The 15,754-nt window shown below is 63.2% G+C and carries 18 protein-coding genes; 6 read left to right on the top strand and 12 right to left on the bottom strand.

Annotated elements, in window-relative coordinates:
• The first annotated feature begins 1 nt into the window (after window position 1).
• A complete protein-coding gene (gene glcF, locus G6N78_RS02010) occupies window positions 2–1,291 on the top strand; it encodes a glycolate oxidase subunit GlcF (protein WP_165215216.1) in 1,290 nt (429 codons plus the stop codon).
• A gap of 176 nt (window positions 1,292–1,467) precedes the next feature.
• On the opposite strand, the gene G6N78_RS02005 is transcribed toward glcF, so the two are convergent.
• Together G6N78_RS02005 and G6N78_RS02000 are read right to left on the bottom strand one after the other, a co-directional pair.
• On the bottom strand, window positions 1,468–2,157 hold the full coding sequence (locus G6N78_RS02005) for a L,D-transpeptidase (protein WP_370691470.1): 690 nt from the start codon (window positions 2,155–2,157) through the stop codon (window positions 1,468–1,470).
• A gap of 120 nt (window positions 2,158–2,277) precedes the next feature.
• The gene (locus tag G6N78_RS02000) at window positions 2,278–3,102 is read right to left on the bottom strand and encodes a L,D-transpeptidase family protein (RefSeq protein WP_165215213.1); all 825 of its coding nucleotides are present in this window, start codon (window positions 3,100–3,102) and stop codon (window positions 2,278–2,280) included.
• A 221-nt stretch (window positions 3,103–3,323) separates the two neighbouring features.
• Here G6N78_RS02000 and G6N78_RS01995 point away from each other — a divergent pair, with 221 nt between their 5' ends.
• Entirely contained in the window at window positions 3,324–3,953 is a 630-nt protein-coding gene (locus G6N78_RS01995; RefSeq protein WP_165215210.1) for a DNA-3-methyladenine glycosylase I, read from the top strand.
• Between the two features lie 10 nt (window positions 3,954–3,963).
• Here G6N78_RS01995 and G6N78_RS01990 read toward each other — a convergent pair whose 3' ends face one another.
• From G6N78_RS01990 to G6N78_RS01965, 6 genes are all read right to left on the bottom strand, one after another.
• The gene (locus G6N78_RS01990) at window positions 3,964–4,629 is read right to left on the bottom strand and encodes a DNA-3-methyladenine glycosylase I (protein WP_165215208.1); all 666 of its coding nucleotides are present in this window, start codon (window positions 4,627–4,629) and stop codon (window positions 3,964–3,966) included.
• Window positions 4,629–5,345, bottom strand: coding sequence for an HAD family hydrolase (locus G6N78_RS01985; RefSeq protein WP_165215205.1), 717 nt, complete (start codon window positions 5,343–5,345; stop codon window positions 4,629–4,631). The genes G6N78_RS01990 and G6N78_RS01985 overlap by 1 nt, the downstream gene beginning before the upstream one ends.
• Window positions 5,346–5,441: 96 nt before the next feature.
• A complete protein-coding gene (gene copM / locus G6N78_RS01980; protein ID WP_165215203.1) occupies window positions 5,442–5,849 on the bottom strand; it encodes a CopM family metallochaperone in 408 nt (135 codons plus the stop codon).
• Between the two features lie 48 nt (window positions 5,850–5,897).
• On the bottom strand, window positions 5,898–6,320 hold the full coding sequence (locus tag G6N78_RS01975) for a hypothetical protein (RefSeq protein WP_165215200.1): 423 nt from the start codon (window positions 6,318–6,320) through the stop codon (window positions 5,898–5,900).
• Window positions 6,321–6,358: 38 nt separating this feature from the next.
• Window positions 6,359–7,114, bottom strand: a complete 756-nt coding sequence (locus G6N78_RS01970; RefSeq protein WP_165215198.1) for a hypothetical protein — start codon at window positions 7,112–7,114, stop codon at window positions 6,359–6,361.
• Window positions 7,115–7,260: 146 nt separating this feature from the next.
• Window positions 7,261–7,440, bottom strand: a complete 180-nt coding sequence (locus G6N78_RS01965) for a hypothetical protein (protein ID WP_165215196.1) — start codon at window positions 7,438–7,440, stop codon at window positions 7,261–7,263.
• 147 nt (window positions 7,441–7,587) lie between these two features.
• On the opposite strand from G6N78_RS01965, the gene hisS reads away from it, so the two are divergent.
• From hisS to hisG, 3 genes are all read left to right on the top strand, one after another.
• The gene (gene hisS, locus G6N78_RS01960; RefSeq protein ID WP_165215194.1) at window positions 7,588–9,189 is read left to right on the top strand and encodes a histidine--tRNA ligase; all 1,602 of its coding nucleotides are present in this window, start codon (window positions 7,588–7,590) and stop codon (window positions 9,187–9,189) included.
• Window positions 9,190–9,378: 189 nt separating this feature from the next.
• On the top strand, window positions 9,379–10,503 hold the full coding sequence (locus tag G6N78_RS01955; protein ID WP_165215191.1) for an ATP phosphoribosyltransferase regulatory subunit: 1,125 nt from the start codon (window positions 9,379–9,381) through the stop codon (window positions 10,501–10,503).
• Window positions 10,500–11,195 (top strand): ATP phosphoribosyltransferase, encoded by a 696-nt coding sequence (gene hisG, locus G6N78_RS01950; protein WP_165215189.1) that lies wholly within the window; start codon window positions 10,500–10,502, stop codon window positions 11,193–11,195. The genes G6N78_RS01955 and hisG overlap by 4 nt, the downstream gene beginning before the upstream one ends.
• Window positions 11,196–11,527: 332 nt before the next feature.
• Here the strand turns inward: hisG and G6N78_RS01945 are convergent, their stop codons facing one another.
• Window positions 11,528–11,977, bottom strand: coding sequence for a DoxX family protein (locus G6N78_RS01945; RefSeq protein WP_165215186.1), 450 nt, complete (start codon window positions 11,975–11,977; stop codon window positions 11,528–11,530).
• Between the two features lie 246 nt (window positions 11,978–12,223).
• Between G6N78_RS01945 and G6N78_RS01940 the strand changes: the two genes are divergently transcribed.
• Complete coding sequence (locus G6N78_RS01940; protein ID WP_165215184.1) at window positions 12,224–12,538, top strand: hypothetical protein; 315 nt, start codon at window positions 12,224–12,226, stop codon at window positions 12,536–12,538.
• A gap of 50 nt (window positions 12,539–12,588) precedes the next feature.
• Here G6N78_RS01940 and G6N78_RS01935 read toward each other — a convergent pair whose 3' ends face one another.
• The 3 genes from G6N78_RS01935 to groES form a co-directional block, all read right to left on the bottom strand.
• Window positions 12,589–13,617: an alpha/beta hydrolase family protein gene (locus tag G6N78_RS01935; RefSeq protein WP_165215181.1), complete on the bottom strand. Its 1,029-nt coding sequence runs from the start codon at window positions 13,615–13,617 to the stop codon at window positions 12,589–12,591.
• 109 nt (window positions 13,618–13,726) lie between these two features.
• Entirely contained in the window at window positions 13,727–15,367 is a 1,641-nt protein-coding gene (gene groL / locus G6N78_RS01930; RefSeq protein ID WP_165215178.1) for a chaperonin GroEL, read from the bottom strand.
• Between the two features lie 69 nt (window positions 15,368–15,436).
• The gene (groES, locus tag G6N78_RS01925; RefSeq protein ID WP_165215176.1) at window positions 15,437–15,733 is read right to left on the bottom strand and encodes a co-chaperone GroES; all 297 of its coding nucleotides are present in this window, start codon (window positions 15,731–15,733) and stop codon (window positions 15,437–15,439) included.
• Between the last annotated feature and the right edge of the window lie 21 nt (window positions 15,734–15,754).

The following is a 15,754-nucleotide window of genomic DNA, read 5'->3' as shown; positions in this document are numbered from 1 at the left end:
CATGCAAACCAACTTCTCCCCCGACCAACTCGCCGATCCGCATGTCGCCTTTTCCGAAAGCATTCTCAGGCGCTGCGTGCATTGCGGCTTCTGCACCGCCACCTGTCCCACCTATGTGACGCTCGGCAACGAACTGGACAGTCCGCGGGGGCGGATCTACCTGATCAAGGACATGCTGGAGAATGGCCGGCCCGCCGATGCCGAGGTGGTCAAGCATATCGATCGCTGTCTCTCCTGCCTCGCCTGCACCACCACCTGTCCCTCCGGCGTGGACTATATGCATCTGGTGGACCACGCCCGCGCGCATATCGAAGAGACCTACCGCCGGCCGCTGATCGACCGGATGATCCGTGCGCTGCTGGTGGCCGTGCTGCCCTATCCGGCGCGGTTCCGGGCGGCGCTGACGCTCGCGAGGCTGGGACGCCCCTTCGCGCCGCTTCTGAAGAAGGTCGAGGCGCTGCGCCCGCTCGGGGCCATGCTGGATCTCGCGCCGAAGAGCGTGCCGCCGGCCTCAAAGCCCGTGTCTGTGCCGCTTGCCGCACCGCGCCGTGGCCGTGTCGCGATCCTCACCGGCTGCGCCCAGCCGGTGCTGGATCCGGGCATCAATGCTGCCACCGTCCGGCTGCTGGGCCGGCTTGGTGTCGAGATCGCCACGCCGAAGGGGGAGGGCTGTTGCGGCGCGCTCGTGCATCACATGGGCCGTGAGGAGAAGGCGCTGAATTTCGCCCGGCAGAATGTCGATGCCTGGATGCGCGAGATCGAGGGCGAGGGGCTCGACGCGATCCTGATCACCGCCTCCGGTTGCGGCACGACGATCAAGGATTACGGCCATATGCTGCGCCTCGATCCCGCCTATGCGGAGAAGGCCGCGCGGGTTTCGGCACTCGCCAAGGACGTGACGGAATATCTGGCAACGCTCGACCTGCCGCAGCAGCCATCACAGGGGCTGACGGTCGCCTATCATTCCGCCTGTTCGATGCAGCACGGCCAGAAGATCACGCTCCAGCCGAAACTTTTGCTGAAGGCGGCGGGATTTTTGGTGAAGGATCCGGCGGAAGGCCATCTCTGTTGCGGTTCAGCCGGCACCTACAACATCCTGCAGCCGGAAATTTCCGCCAAGCTCAAGGCGCGCAAGGTGAAAAACATCGAGGCGACCAAACCGGACCTGATCGCCACCGGCAATATCGGCTGCATGACCCAGATCGGCTCCGGCACTGACATTCCCGTCGTGCACACGGTGGAACTTCTCGACTGGGCCTATGGCGGGGAGAAGCCGGCCAAGCTGGGGTGAGGGTTTAGGCAGTAGGCAATAGGCAATAGGCAGTAGCCAATAGAATGGAGTAGGGCTTGCGTGGCCCTTTACAGAGGCGATGAACGGAAATTCTCTTTCCTACTGCCTACTGCCTACTGCCTACTGCCTACTGCCTACTGCCTACTGCCTACTGCCTACTGCCTACTGTCCCCAACCTATCCCCCGAAAATCGAGCCGAAGAAGTCCAGGCCGCGGTCCTCGAAGGCCACATTGCCCTGGCGGTTGCCGGGGCCGATGACGATCACCTTGGCGCCGATCGCCGCGCGCTTGTAGAGATGCTCGACATCCTTGTTCATCATGCGGATGCAGCCGGACGACATGTTGAGGCCGATCGTCCAGGGCTGGTTGGTGCCGTGGATGCGGAAGATCGTGTCATGGCCGTTCCGGTAGAGATACATGGCGCGGGCGCCGAGCGGGTTGTCGATGCCGCCCTCCTGCACCACCGGCAGGATATGCCCCTTGGCGGCCTCGCGGCGGCGCATTTCTGCCGGCGGGCGCCATTCCGGCCATTCCTGCTTGCGGCCGATCGAGACGACGCCGGACCAGCCGAACCCCTCGCGCCCGACGCCGACGCCGTAGCGGATCGCGCTGGTGTCGCCGGTGATGTAATAGAGGAACTTGTTGTTGGTATCGATGATGATGGTGCCGGGTGCCTCATTGCTGCGGAAGCGTACCACCCGGCGCTGGAATTTTTCGTCCGGTTCCTTGCGCTGCGCCACAAAGGTCACGTCGCTGCGGCCGGCCGTCGGCGCCGTCGTGCGCTGGAACGCCTCGGCCGGCGCCATGCTGGCCAGCGTCAATGCTGCAGCCGTCAGGCTCAGAAGAACCATTTTTCCCCGCGTCATTCATGCCCCCTCTTGTAAAATGACAAGACGGGAGTTTTTCCGCAAAACGCCGCCAATGCAAGTCTATGCGCGGGAAAGAATAGACGGTTCCGCCGCCAGTGCGGCGAAACCGTGCGCGAATTACATCACGATGACCTTGGTGCCGACATTCACGCGGCCGTAGAGATCGGTCACGTCCTCGTTGCGCATGCGGATACAGCCGGAAGAAACGGCGCTGCCGATCGTCCAGGGAGCATTGGTGCCGTGAATGCGGTAAAGCGTCGAGCCGAGGTAGAGCGCACGGGCGCCGAGCGGGTTTTCCGGCCCCCCTTCCATCTTCACCGGCAGGAAATGGCCCTTGGCCGCCTCACGGTCGATCATTTCCTTCGGCGGATGCCAGCTCGGCCACTCGGCCTTGCGGGTCACCTTGTGCTCGCCCGCCCATTCGAAGCCCGGCTTGCCGACGCCGACGCCGTAGCGCTTCGCCTTGCCGCCGTCCATCACCAGATAGAGGAAGCGGTTGTTGGTATCGATCACGATCGTGCCCGGTGCCTGTTCGGTCTGGTAATCCACCATCTGCGGCAGGAACTGCGGCTCCAGCTGGTTGCGGATCACCGGCGCCGGACGCACGGCGGCTGCCTGCACCGGCTGGGCCGGACGGATCTGCGTGGATTGTGTGCGCGGGGCCAGCAGCGGCTGGCGGGCCGGCGCATAACGCGGCTGATAGGCCTGGCGCTGATAACCCTGCGGCGCCACCTGGTTGCGGTAGATCACTCGCGGCTGCTGGCTGGGCTGCACGCGGTAGCCGGGGGCAGGGCGCGGCTGGCCGCCGAGCTGCATGATCCAGGGGGCGGTCAGATCCGGGCTGACGATCACCGGCGGGCGTTGTCCGTACCGGTCATTGGCCAGCGTCGGACCGGTGAGGGCGGCCAGAAGGCCAGCGGTGACAAGCAGCATCTTTTTCATCGACGGCTCCACTCCATACAATTCGCGTCGCAAGTCATCGGAGGTGCGAAACGGCACTCCGTTGCAACGACCGTGCGGCGGAACTCGCAAGCGAAAGGTAAATGCGCGGGCGATCAAATGCGCGGCTTGCGGGAAAGCTTTTCGCAAGGTTAATGCTCTCTTCGAAGACATGGTTGATGACCGCTGAATGCGAACCGAGAGGCGGTTAACGGGAGGGCAGGATGGTAAAACCGGGGACTATCGAGGGCGAGGATGGCCGCTGCCGCTGCGCCTGGCACCAGGGCCTTGCCGATTACGAACGCTATCATGACGCCGAATGGGGCAGGCCAGTGACCGACGATATCCGCCTGTTCGAAAAGATCTGTTTGGAAGGCTTCCAGTCCGGCCTCTCCTGGCTCACCATTTTGCGCAAGCGCGAGAATTTCCGCGCCGCCTTTGCCGGGTTCGACTTCGAAAAGGTTGCGGGATTTTCCGAAGCGGATGTCGAGCGTTGCGTTGTCGATGCCGGAATCATCCGCCACCGTGGCAAGATCGTCTCGACCATCAACAATGCCCGCCGGGCCGTGGAGCTGCGCGATGAATTCGGTTCGCTCGCCCGCTTCTTCTGGTCCTACGAGCCGAAACCGGAGGAGCGCCCGGCGGTGATGGATCTGGAGACGCTGCGCGCCAACCCGACGACCGCCGTCTCCGTCCGCCTGTCGAAGGATCTGAAGAAACGCGGCTGGACCTTTGTCGGCCCGACCACCGTCTATGCCTTCATGCAGGCCATGGGTCTGGTCAACGATCATCTGGACGGCTGTTATCTGCAGCCGGTGGTGGAGGCGGAACGCCAGGCTTTCACACGGCCCTGATTGGGCGGCCTCAGTCGATGCTGAGCGCCAGCACGCGGCTGATTTCCGTCAGTGACCGACCCGATTGCGCCTTCCAGGTGTTGAAGGCCGCCTGAACCGCCGCCTTGTCGCGCGCCGAAGTGGGCGCCTTCGTAACGATGCCTTCCGCCACCAAGCGGTTCACCACGCTTTGCGACAGGATGAAGCTTTCGAGCCCGGAAAAGCGGAGGAAATACTGGCCGGTGTTGCCGCCGAGCCGCGATCCCTTCTTCTGCAGGAGATCCAGAAGGCGGACATAGTTCTCCGCCGGCCAGCGGGCGAAAAAGGCGCCGACGGAGCCGTGCTCGCGGGCAAGATCCGCCAGAAAGACGGCGTTTTCCTGCACGGACTTGATCTTCTGCCCGTGCCTGACGATCCGCGTATCGGAGACCAGCCGGCCGAAATCCTCGTCGTGCAGCATCATGCAATGGCCGATGTCAAACCCCTCGAAGGCGGCTTCGAAACCCGACCACATGGCATCCACGACCTTCCAGTTGAAGCCGGACTGGAAGATGCAGCGGGTCATCAGCGAGAGAAAACGGTCATTCGGCACCGCGGCAATCTCGTCCGCCGGTTTCGGAAACTGCAGGCCCTCCACCACCGCCGCTTCGCCCTTGCGATCAACCGCAAGCGACCAGATGTCCTGAAAGCTGCGCATCAAAGACCCTCGCTGCAGATCTCATCGATCAGGGGTTTCAGTTCACCCAGCGTGGCGATCTCGCGAAACCGCGGTGCTTCCGCCGGCTTGTCCACATGCTCCAGCACCCAGGTCAGTTCATGCGGCACAAAGACGCCCCAGGCGCCCGCCGCAATCGCCGGCACCACGTCGGATTTCAGCGAATTGCCGATCATCATCGCCCGTTCCGGTCCCTCGCCATGTTTGCCGAAAATGCGGCGATAGGTGGTGGCACTCTTGTCCGAGACGATCTCGACCGCGTCGAAATAATCGCCGAGCCCGGATTGCGCCAGCTTGCGCTCCTGGTCGAACAGGTCGCCCTTGGTAATCAGCACGAGGAAATACTGGCCGCAGAGCGCCTCCAGCGCCTCACGCGCATGTGGCAGACATTCCACCGGATGCGACAGCAGTTCCCGGCCGATCGCAAGGATCTTGCTCACCACCTCCGCCGGCGCCTTGCCCTCGGTCACCTCCAGCGCCGTCTCGATCATCGAGAGCGTAAACCCCTTGATGCCGAAACCGTAATAGGCAAGGTTGCGCCGCTCCGCCTCCAGCAGCCGTTCGGACACGTGTTCGCCCTCGGCAAACTCGGCCAGAAGCTCGCGAAAATGGCTCTCCGTCAGCTTGTAATACTGCTCGTTCTGCCAGAGCGTGTCGTCGGCATCAAAACCGATCACCGTCAGCGGGCGCATGGTCATGGCGGGCCTCATTCCTGGTTTGCCGCCTCTACCCTAACCTCATGATGCGGCAATGCAATGGCGCCTGCGCGCCATTGCATCCGGCTGATTGCCGGCTCACTGCCCGTGCTTGGCAAGCCAGGCCCGCATCATGGCAATCTCACCCTCCTGGGCGCGGATCACCTCTTCCGCCAGCGTGCGGATCTCCGGATCCTGGCCGTGCTGCAACTGGACCTTTGCCATGTCGATCGCGCCCTGGTGATGCGGGATCATCGAGCGGACGAAATCGACATCCGGATTGCCGGAATAGGCGATCGCCATGTCGGTATGCATCTTGGCATTGGCGGCTTCGAACTCCCGTGTCGAAGGTGACGCGGTCGTACGGGCCTGTGTGCCGTGCATCTGGTGGGCACCGCCCTGCATGCCCTGGTGCATGCCCTTGTGCATGCTGTTGTCCTGGGCATGGGCGGGCAGGGCAAGAAAGGTGGCAGCCAGAAGGGCAGCCGAAAGGGTTTTGGCGTTCATGGGTCTCTCCCGTTGTGACGCGAATGAAAGGAACGGTCGTCTTGCGCGTCAAACGCGGGGAGGGGGATCGGCAGGGCCGGGTGCCATGCCGGCAAGCGGCGGGATGGCAAGCGCGATCAGGCGACCGGCCATGGCCGGCCGGACCGTGGCGAGCATCAAGTCCGGCACCAGCGAAGTGCAGGCCGCGCAGAGGCTCATGGCACAGGCGGTCTTTTCGTGCTTGGCCGGCGTGCCGGTGCAGTCCGGACAGTGTGAGGCAGACGCCATTTGCGACACTGTATGCGGATGGGCCTTGGCGTGTTCATGGCCAGGGTGCGCATCCATAGCAGCAGTCGCCTTCGGCATCGCCTCCAGGACGGAGATGGCCGCGCCATGGACATGCGCCGAAGCGAGCGCAAAGGCCGGCATCAGGCTGGAAAACAGCCAGGCGATGACGGCAATGGGCAGGGCGAAACGGCGCATGACGAACAAGATGATGATGCAGCGGCGAAAAATCCAGTGAAATTCCGTTAATCTGCGATCACCCGGTGCACGGCCTGGTAATCCCCGTTTCCTTCGCCGAACGGAATGACCGGCCAGTCCCAGCCTGTGCTATGGGCGGGCACGGTCACGCCGGCGAGAAGATCGTCTTCCTCCAGTACCGCGCCCTGCCGGTCGCTGACCCTGTACGACACGTCGGTGATCAGGCAGGTGCGGCAGGGCAGGCCTTTGAGCCCTTCCAGATGCGCGGCAATCAGGCCCGGCACGATATCGTCCGCCCGCTCCGCCTGGCCCTCACGCTCCAGCCGCCGCCGGCAGCCGACACCGATCTGCGACAGGATGTTGGCCGAGACGACGAGATCGAGATACGGCACCTGGCGCAGGAAACCGAGCGGCTCTATCGGTTTGCCGGCCATCGCCTCTTCGAAACCGGAAAGGTCGCGGTGGATCAGTCGTGTGTTGCGCAAGCCCTTTGCAGTGAGCCACAGCCGGGCGCTGGCAAGATGCACCAGATCGACCAGCACCACCGTATCGAACGCCTTCGAGAGCGCCCGGATCGGCACGTCGCGCAAAAGGCCGGAGCCCAGCACCACGGCGGTGCGCCGTTCTTTCAGCGTTTTCACCGTTTCCACCACCTGCGCCTGGCTGTTGGCCTCATGCGCTGCCCAGGCTTTGGCGCACCGTCTGGCGCGGGCCGAGAGGCTGACGGAGGAGGCAATGTGCGGGCGGAAGGCGGCGGGCGTCAGCGGCACGCTTGCGGCGTAATTGAGGGCTTCGAGGATCATGGGCTATCGGTCCACCGGCATTGACAATTGCAGCCCCCCTCTGCCCTGCCGGGCTTTGGGGGCGAGCCACGCGTCTCGCCCCCAAAGCCCGGCAGGGCAGAGGGGGGCGAACTGGCTCAAACTCCAACCTGGATAGGCAGTCAATATCAACCGCTCAACTGCTCTTCGCGACCTTCCGCCATGTCCTGTAAGTGAGGGTGGCGGGCCAAAGATTCGCGGATCGTGTCGAGGATATAGTCTTCGACATTCATGCCTGCCTGTTCAGCGGCCTTGTTAACCAGCGCATAGGCGTGGTCAGGCATCTCGAAGGTAAATTGGTGGTTCATGGTGCGCACACTCCACCATGCCGCCATCTTATCAGGTGAGCATGAACGTCGCCAGCCTTCACCCTTGCCGCGTCTGGCGTGATCCTCTAAGAAACCGCTCAAAATTCCGGCCTTTTTTGTGAGGCGCCGGCGGCAAGGAAGATCATCATGAGCGACAAGCAGAAAAAGCCCCAGAAACTGAAAGCCCGCCTGCCGCGCGGCTTTGTCGATCGCACTGCCGCCGATATCCATGCCACCAACGAAATGGTCGCGAAAATCCGCGAGGTCTACGAGCGTTACGGTTTCGACCCGATCGAAACGCCGCTGTTCGAATATACCGATGCGCTGGGCAAGTTCCTGCCGGACAGCGACCGCCCGAACGAGGGCGTGTTTTCGCTGACCGATGATGACGACCAGTGGATGAGCCTGCGCTACGATCTGACCGCGCCGCTTGCCCGCCACGTGGCGGAAAATTTCAACGAGATCCAGCTTCCCTACCGCACCTACCGCGCCGGTTATGTGTTCCGCAACGAAAAGCCAGGCCCGGGCCGCTTCCGCCAGTTCATGCAGTTCGATGCGGATTCGGTCGGCGCGCCGGGCGTGAACGCCGATGCCGAAATGTGCATGATGATGGCCGATACACTGGAAGCCCTCGGCATCCAGCGCGGCGACTATGTGATCCGGGTGAACAACCGCAAGGTTCTGGATGGCGTGATGGAAGCCATCGGGCTGGGCGGCGAGGAGAATGCCGCGCGACGGCTGAACGTGCTGCGCGCCATCGACAAGCTCGACAAGTTCGGCCCGGAAGGTGTGAAGCTTCTGCTGGGCGAAGGTCGCAAGGATGAGAGCGGCGACTTCACCAAGGGTGCTGGGTTGAACGAGGAACAAGCGGCCGCGATTATTAGATTTTGCGACGTCGGCACATTCTTCATAAATTACCAGAACCCGGACGGTACTCCGACCGGCGAAGGTGAGTTCAGCAACACTCAGACGACTAACGCCATCTTTGAGAAAGTTCTAAATGAATTTTCTGACACAGCGGAAAATCTCGACTTGTTCTATGAAGGAGCACGCGAGCTGGAGCAGCTACGGCTGCTTTTTGCCCGATCTGGATATTTCGTCGATCGTATTCGAATCGACACCTCATGTGTTCGCGGCCTCGAATATTACACCGGCCCCGTCTACGAAGCTGAGCTGACTGCGAAGATTCCAAACGAGAAGGGCGAAATTGTCCAGTTCGGCTCGGTCGGCGGCGGCGGCCGGTATGATGGCCTTGTCTCGCGCTTCATGGGTCAGCCGGTGCCGGCCACCGGTTTTTCCATCGGCGTCTCGCGCCTGATGACGGCGCTGAAAAACCTCGGCAAGCTCGGTCAGGACGAAATCCTCGCGCCGGTTCTCGTCACCGTCATGGATGGCGATGTCGAGGCCATGGGCCGTTACCAGCGGTTCACCCAGGCGCTTCGCAACGAAGGCATCCGCGCCGAAATGTACCAGGGCAACTGGAAGAAATTCGGCAACCAGCTGAAATATGCCGACCGTCGCGGCTCGCCGATTGCCATCATCCAGGGCGGCGACGAGCGGGCTGAGGGCGTCGTGCAGATCAAGGACCTGATCGAGGGCAAGCGCCTCTCCGGCGAGATCACCGACAATGCCGAATGGCGCGAGGCCCGCGTCGCGCAGGTCGTCGTGCCGGAGGCGGAACTGGTGGACAAGGTCAAGGAGATCCTTGCCCACCAGGCCGAAGACCGCCGCCGGGCAAAGGGTGCTTGATGTGAGCGGCTCGCAGTTTTGGCCCCTCACCCTAACCCTCTCCCCGCAGGCGGGGAGAGGGGACGTGCCCGGTGCGACCTCGGTTGATGGCGGAGACGGTGCGGCATTCCCCTTCTCCCCGTCCAGACGGGGAGAAGGTGGCGGCAGCCGGATGAGGGGCAATGACGCCCCCTTAGCAGGAGCACCCCCATGCCCCTGATCGACATGCCCGATTTCGCCCCGGCGATCCTGGACGAATTTGCGCGCCGCAACACCACCCGCGTCGATACGCCGGTCATCCAGCCGGCGGAACCGTTTCTCGACATGGCGGGCGAAGACCTGCGCCGGCGGATCTTTCTGACCGAGAACGAACGGGGGGAAAGCCTTTGCCTCAGGCCGGAATTCACCATTCCCGTCTGCCTGCGCCACATCGAAACCGCCACCGGCACGCCGAAGCGCTATGCCTATCTCGGTGAAGTGTTCCGCCAGCGCCGCGAGGGCTCGAACGAGTTCTATCAGGCGGGGCTGGAGGATCTGGGCGATACGGATGCGGCGAATGCCGATGCGCGGATCGTCGCCGATGCGCTGGCCTGCCTGCAGACCGTACTGCCCGGCCATGCCTTTGCCGTCACCATCGGCGACCAGGCGGTGTTCGAGGCGGTCGTGGCAGCACTCGGCCTTCCCGCCGGCTGGCAGCGCCGCCTCGTGCGTGCTTTCGGCCAGACGGATGTGCTGGAGGCGATCATTGCGCGTCTCGCCAAACCCGAACCGGTCGCCGGCCTGTCCCCTGAGGTGGAACGCATGCTGGAGGCGGGTGATGATGCCGGCCTCGAAAACCATCTGCGCGACGAGATGGAGCGCACCGGCTACCTCACCAATGCCAGCCGTGCGCCGCAGGAAATCGTCCGGCGGCTGAAGGAAAAGCGGCTGCTCGCCGGCGCCTCGCTGGATGCCGCCAAGCTGGATGCGCTGAAGGAGTTTCTCTCCATCAACGTCTCGCTGCGCTATGCGCCGGGCGTGCTGGCCGATTTCGCCCGCTCGGCGGCCCTTCCACTGGAGGCGGCCATCGCCGGGTTCGATGCACGCGTCGCAGCCCTTCGCGATGCCGGGGCGTCGCTGGCCGATATCACCTGGCGGGCCGCCTTCGGTCGTCCGCTCGATTATTACACCGGCCTTGTCTTCGAGGTGACCGTGCGTGGCGAACACGACGTGCTGGTCGGCGGCGGACGCTATGACCGCATGCTGACCCTGCTCGGCGCGAAGGATCACATTCCGGCCGTCGGCTTTTCCATGTGGCTGGACCGCATCCAGAAGGCCAAGGAGGCAAGACGATGACGATTACCATCGGGCTTCCCTCCAAGGGCCGCATGAAGGACGATGCCTCCGCCATCTTCGAGAAGGCCGGCATGAAGATCGTCGCCGTTGGCAATGACCGCTCCTATCGCGGCCGTGTCGAAGGGGTCGAGGATATCGAGATCGCCTTCCTGTCGGCGTCTGAAATCTCGCGCGAGATCGGCAATGGCACGGTGGATTTCGGCGTCACCGGCGAGGATCTGGTGCGCGAGGGGCTGGCGGATGCCGATGCCCGCGTTGAGATTGCCGCCCGCCTCGGCTTCGGCCGCGCGGATGTGGTGGTCGCCGTGCCGGAGATCTGGCTCGACGTGGAAACCATGGCCGATCTCGGGGACGTGGCGGCGGAATTCCGCGCCCGCCATGGCCGGCGCCTGGCAATTGCCACCAAATACTGGCGCCTTACCCAGCAGCATTTTTCGGGAAGCCACGGCATCCAGCTCTACCGCATCGTCGAAAGCCTCGGTGCCACCGAAGGCGCGCCGGCGGCGGGGCAGGCGGATATCATCGTCGACATCACCTCCACCGGTTCCACGCTCGTCGCTAACCACCTGAAGGTGCTCTCGGACGGCGTCATCCTGCGCTCGGAAGCCTGTCTCGTGCGCGCGAAAAAGCCGGAGCACGCGGGCAATGCGACGGTGGCCAGGATCATCGAGGCTGTTCGCGGGGCGGTCTGAGCGAACGTTCCGTCTGCCGCACGCGAGACCCCTCATCCGCCCTTCGGGCACCTTCTCCCCAAGGGGAGAAGACGGGCCGCGGCCGTGGTGCGAACGGCCCCTGGGTGTCGTGGCAAGGGGCCGTCGTCTGTTTTTGCTCTCGTTTCACGCGCTGAGGATCGACTTTGAGGGAAGCCTTCGCGGCTTTCCTCTTCTCCCCTTGGGGAGAAGGTGCCGGCAGGCGGATGAGGGGGCGAAACGGCGCGACTGTCGCATAGAACCGTACCCCAAAACACACAAAACCCGCCGGATCGCTCCGGCGGGTTTGTTTTTGCCTTGGGAGGCGGTGGATCTCAGGCGGCAACCGCAGAGGTTGCGCCGCGGCGGGCATCCAGCGAATAGGCGCCGGCGCCGACGGTGGCGAGCAGGATATAGGCGCCGGCCAGCGTAAAATTCTTCATCATCATGATGCTGTTGAGTGCGTTGATCCAGCCGAGTGCGGCGTCCGGCCAGCCCGGGACGACAACCGTGCCGGAATGGAAGACGGCGCCGGTGAAGATGCAGAAGAGGGCGAGCGCCCAGCCGACGATCTTCGTCTGGAAGCCTACGAGGACGGCAAGGCCGGTCACGAGTTCGAACAGGCCGGCGAGATAGGCAAGCGCGGTCGCGGCCGGCAGGCCGGCGCCGGTGATCATGCCGGCGGTGGCGGACGGATCGGTCAGCTTGCCGAAGCCGGACAGGATGAAGATGAACGAGAGCAGAATGCGGGCAACGAGAAGGACTGCGTTGTTGGTGGTCGACATGGGAAGTCTCCAGAATGTGCCGTGGCAGGGTGTTTGTCTGAAGGAAGATATGCGCCAGATCGTCGCGCCGCGAAAGATGAACGGTAGGAGACAAATTGTTCTGAAATTGTGAACGATGGGCGAAGGGAACAGCGGCGGGGCCCGGCGCGTTGGGCGCTTCGGACCTGAATGCTGACTTCATCTCACATTCAGGTGTGCGGACACAGTGTGTATTCGCAACTTCGAATGGACATGGAAGGAAACCTCATGAAGACCATTCTCATTGGAGCCCTGGCACTCGTCATGGCCTCGTCAGGCCCGGTGTTTTCCCAGACCCACCGAAGCGAGGCACGGGAGAACCGGCAGGAATATCGGATCCATCGCTCCCTGCGTCAGGGCGAACTCACCCCGCGCGAGGCACGCCAGTTGTCTCGGCAGCAGCATCGCATCGACCGGGCGCAGGCGCGCGCCGGACGTGACGGGTATATCTCCCGCCAGGAACGCCGCCAGATCGAGCGCATGCAGGACCGCGCATCGCGCAACATCCACCGCAAGAGCCACAACGGTTACGGCTATTATTGACGCCGGGACGCGGTGGCAAAGGCCGCCGCGTCAGGCCGCTACGGAGAGGCTCATCGAAGGAGACGCTGGGCGTTGAGGGCGGCCAGTGTCAGTTCCGCGGCGGTGGCATGCACCGCCGCCCGGTCCACGCCGGGCGCATCCTTCCAGTATTGCGCATTCGAACGGACCGCCGTCTGCGTTCCCACCGGCAGCAGTGTGTAGTGGCCGACGGTCGTGCCAAGGCTGGTGAGCGTGCTTTGCGGCAGGCGCTCGTGCAGCCATACCGAACACAGATCATAAGGGGCTTCCTCGTCCGCCTCGCCGCAGAGGATGGAAACCGGCAGGTGGATGGCGCTGAGGCTGTCGTCGGTGAATCCCCGCACGGGGGGCGCGGGCGAGATGGCGACGACAGCCCGCACCCGTTTGTCGCGATAGCTCTGCGACTGCCTGTCCCACGACCGGCGAAACACGGCGCTGGAGGTGAGAAGCGGTTCGATCTGGTCGGCAAGATCCGGCATTTCCTGGGGGCCGGCGGTGGCTGGATGCTCCTTGACAAAGGCCATCATCCGCTCGGTTTCCGTGATCGCCCCGGCAAGCGCCAGTGCCGTGTAGCCACCCAGCGAAAACCCTGCCGCAGAGACATCGGACAGATCGAGGCGCCCGGCAAAGGCGCCGTCAGCCGAGAGGCCGTCCAGCAGAAAACTCAGGTCCTGCGCGCGCTCCCACCAGCAGAGAAAACCTTCCGGGCGATAGGCCTCCACACCCGTATTGCCGTGGTGATCGACCCCCAGCACGACGTATCCCCGTGCCGCCAGCGACGAGGCGAGCCAGCCAAGGCCCGAGGCGGAGCCGCCGGTGCCGTGCGAGATCAGCACCACGGGAAAGCGGTCACGGTCCGGGGAAAGGTCGGCCTCCGGCGCCAGCAGCCCGAGGGAATAGAGCGCACGGCCGGGCGGGATGCCGATCTCCACCGTCGGGCTGTTCGGCGCTGCCGGATACCAGGCGGACCAGCGCACCGGTCGCGCGCCGTCTCCCGTCCAGTTGGACCGCGCCTCGTCCAGCAGCAGCCCGCTTCGAAACCCGATACTGTGACCCGTCATCTCCACCCCCAAAAAGCTTTGCGCCGCTGCATAACGCAGAAAGGGCGGCCTTGCGAGCCGCCCTTTCCGTAGTCCGAACCGGATGGTCCAGATGTCAGACCCGAAGGTCTTACATCATGTCCATGCCGCCCATTCCGCCCATTCCGCCCGGCATGCCGGCCGGAGCATCCTTCTTCGGCAGTTCGGCGATCATGGCTTCCGTCGTGATCAGCAGCGAAGCAACCGAAGCGGCGTTCTGCAGAGCGGTACGAACAACCTTGACCGGGTCAACGATACCCATGGCGATCATGTCGCCATACTCAGAGGTCTGAGCGTTGTAGCCGAAGTTGTCGTCGTTCTTTTCGAGGATCTTGCCAACAACGATCGAAGCTTCGTCACCGGCGTTGTCTGCGATCTGGCGAACCAGCGACTGCAGAGCGCGGCGAACGATGTTGATGCCGGCTTCCTGGTCGTCGTTCACACCCTTGACGGTGATCTTCGTGGAGGAACGCAGGAGAGCGGTACCGCCGCCCGGTACGATGCCTTCCTGAACGGCCGCGCGGGTTGCGTTCAGAGCGTCGTCGATGCGGTCCTTGCGCTCCTTCACTTCGACTTCCGTTGCACCGCCAACGCGGATCACGGCAACGCCGCCAGCGAGCTTGGCAAGACGTTCCTGCAGCTTTTCGCGGTCGTAGTCGGAGGTGGTTTCTTCGATCTGGGCCTTGATCTGGGCAACACGGCCTTCGATGTCAGCCTTCTGGCCGGCCCCGTCAACGATCGTGGTGTTTTCCTTGGAGATCGAAACCTTCTTCGAGCGGCCGAGCATGTCGAGGGTGACATTCTCGAGCTTGATGCCGAGATCTTCGGAGATCACGGTACCGCCGGTCAGGATTGCGATGTCTTCCAGCATGGCCTTGCGGCGATCGCCGAAGCCCGGAGCCTTGACGGCAGCAATCTTCAGGCCGCCACGCAGCTTGTTGACGACGAGCGTTGCAAGGGCTTCGCCTTCGACGTCTTCAGCGATGATGACGAGCGGCTTGCCGGTCTGAACAACGGCTTCGAGAACCGGCAGCATGGCCTGGAGGTTCGAAAGCTTCTTCTCGTGCAGGAGAATGAAGGCGTCTTCCAGGTCAGCAACCATCTTTTCCGGGTTGGTGACGAAGTAGGGCGACAGGTAACCGCGGTCGAACTGCATGCCTTCGACGACTTCGAGTTCGGTCTCGGCGGTCTTGGCTTCTTCAACCGTGATGACGCCTTCGTTGCCGACCTTCTGCATGGCTTCCGCGATGTCGCGGCCAACCTGCGTGTCGCCGTTTGCGGAGATCGTGCCGACCTGGGCAACTTCTTCCGATGTGTTGATCTTCTTGGCCTTGGCCTGGAGATCCTTCACGACTTCAGCAACGGCGAGATCGATGCCGCGCTTCAGATCCATCGGGTTCATGCCGGCAGCAACAGCCTTCTGGCCTTCGCGAACGATGGCCTGGGCGAGAACGGTTGCGGTCGTGGTGCCGTCGCCTGCGATGTCGTTGGTCTTCGACGCAACTTCGCGGACCATCTGGGCGCCCATGTTCTCGAACTTGTCTTCCAGTTCGATTTCCTTGGCAACCGAGACACCGTCCTTGGTGATGCGCGGAGCGCCGAAGGACTTGTCGATCACGACGTTACGACCCTTCGGGCCGAGCGTAACCTTGACGGCATCTGCGAGAATGTCGACGCCACGCAGCATCTTTTCGCGCGCGGTGCGGCCGAATTTGACTTCCTTAGCAGCCATTTTGAAAACTCCTTGGGGCGTTCTGCCCGCTGTCGTTCAATCTTGTTGTGGAAGAACCGTCGGCTGAAATCAGCCGATGATGCCCATGATGTCGGATTCCTTCATGATCAGAAGGTCGACGCCGTCGAGCTTGACTTCCGTACCGGACCACTTGCCGAACAGAACGCGATCGCCAACCTTGACGTCGAGCGCGACGAGTTCGCCGTTTTCCTTACGGGCGCCCGGGCCAACAGCGATGATTTCGCCTTCAGCCGGCTTTTCCTTGGCGGTGTCGGGAATGATGATGCCGCCCTTGGTCTTTTCTTCAGACTCGACGCGACGAACGACGACGCGGTCGTGCAGCGGGCGGAAATTGGTGCTTGCCATTGTCTAATCCCTCGATCAAAT

It is taken from the genome of Allorhizobium pseudoryzae, assembly GCF_011046245.1.
Classification (GTDB): Bacteria; Pseudomonadota; Alphaproteobacteria; order Rhizobiales; family Rhizobiaceae; genus Neorhizobium; species Neorhizobium pseudoryzae.
This window is presented reverse-complemented; position numbering and strand designations above follow the sequence as displayed.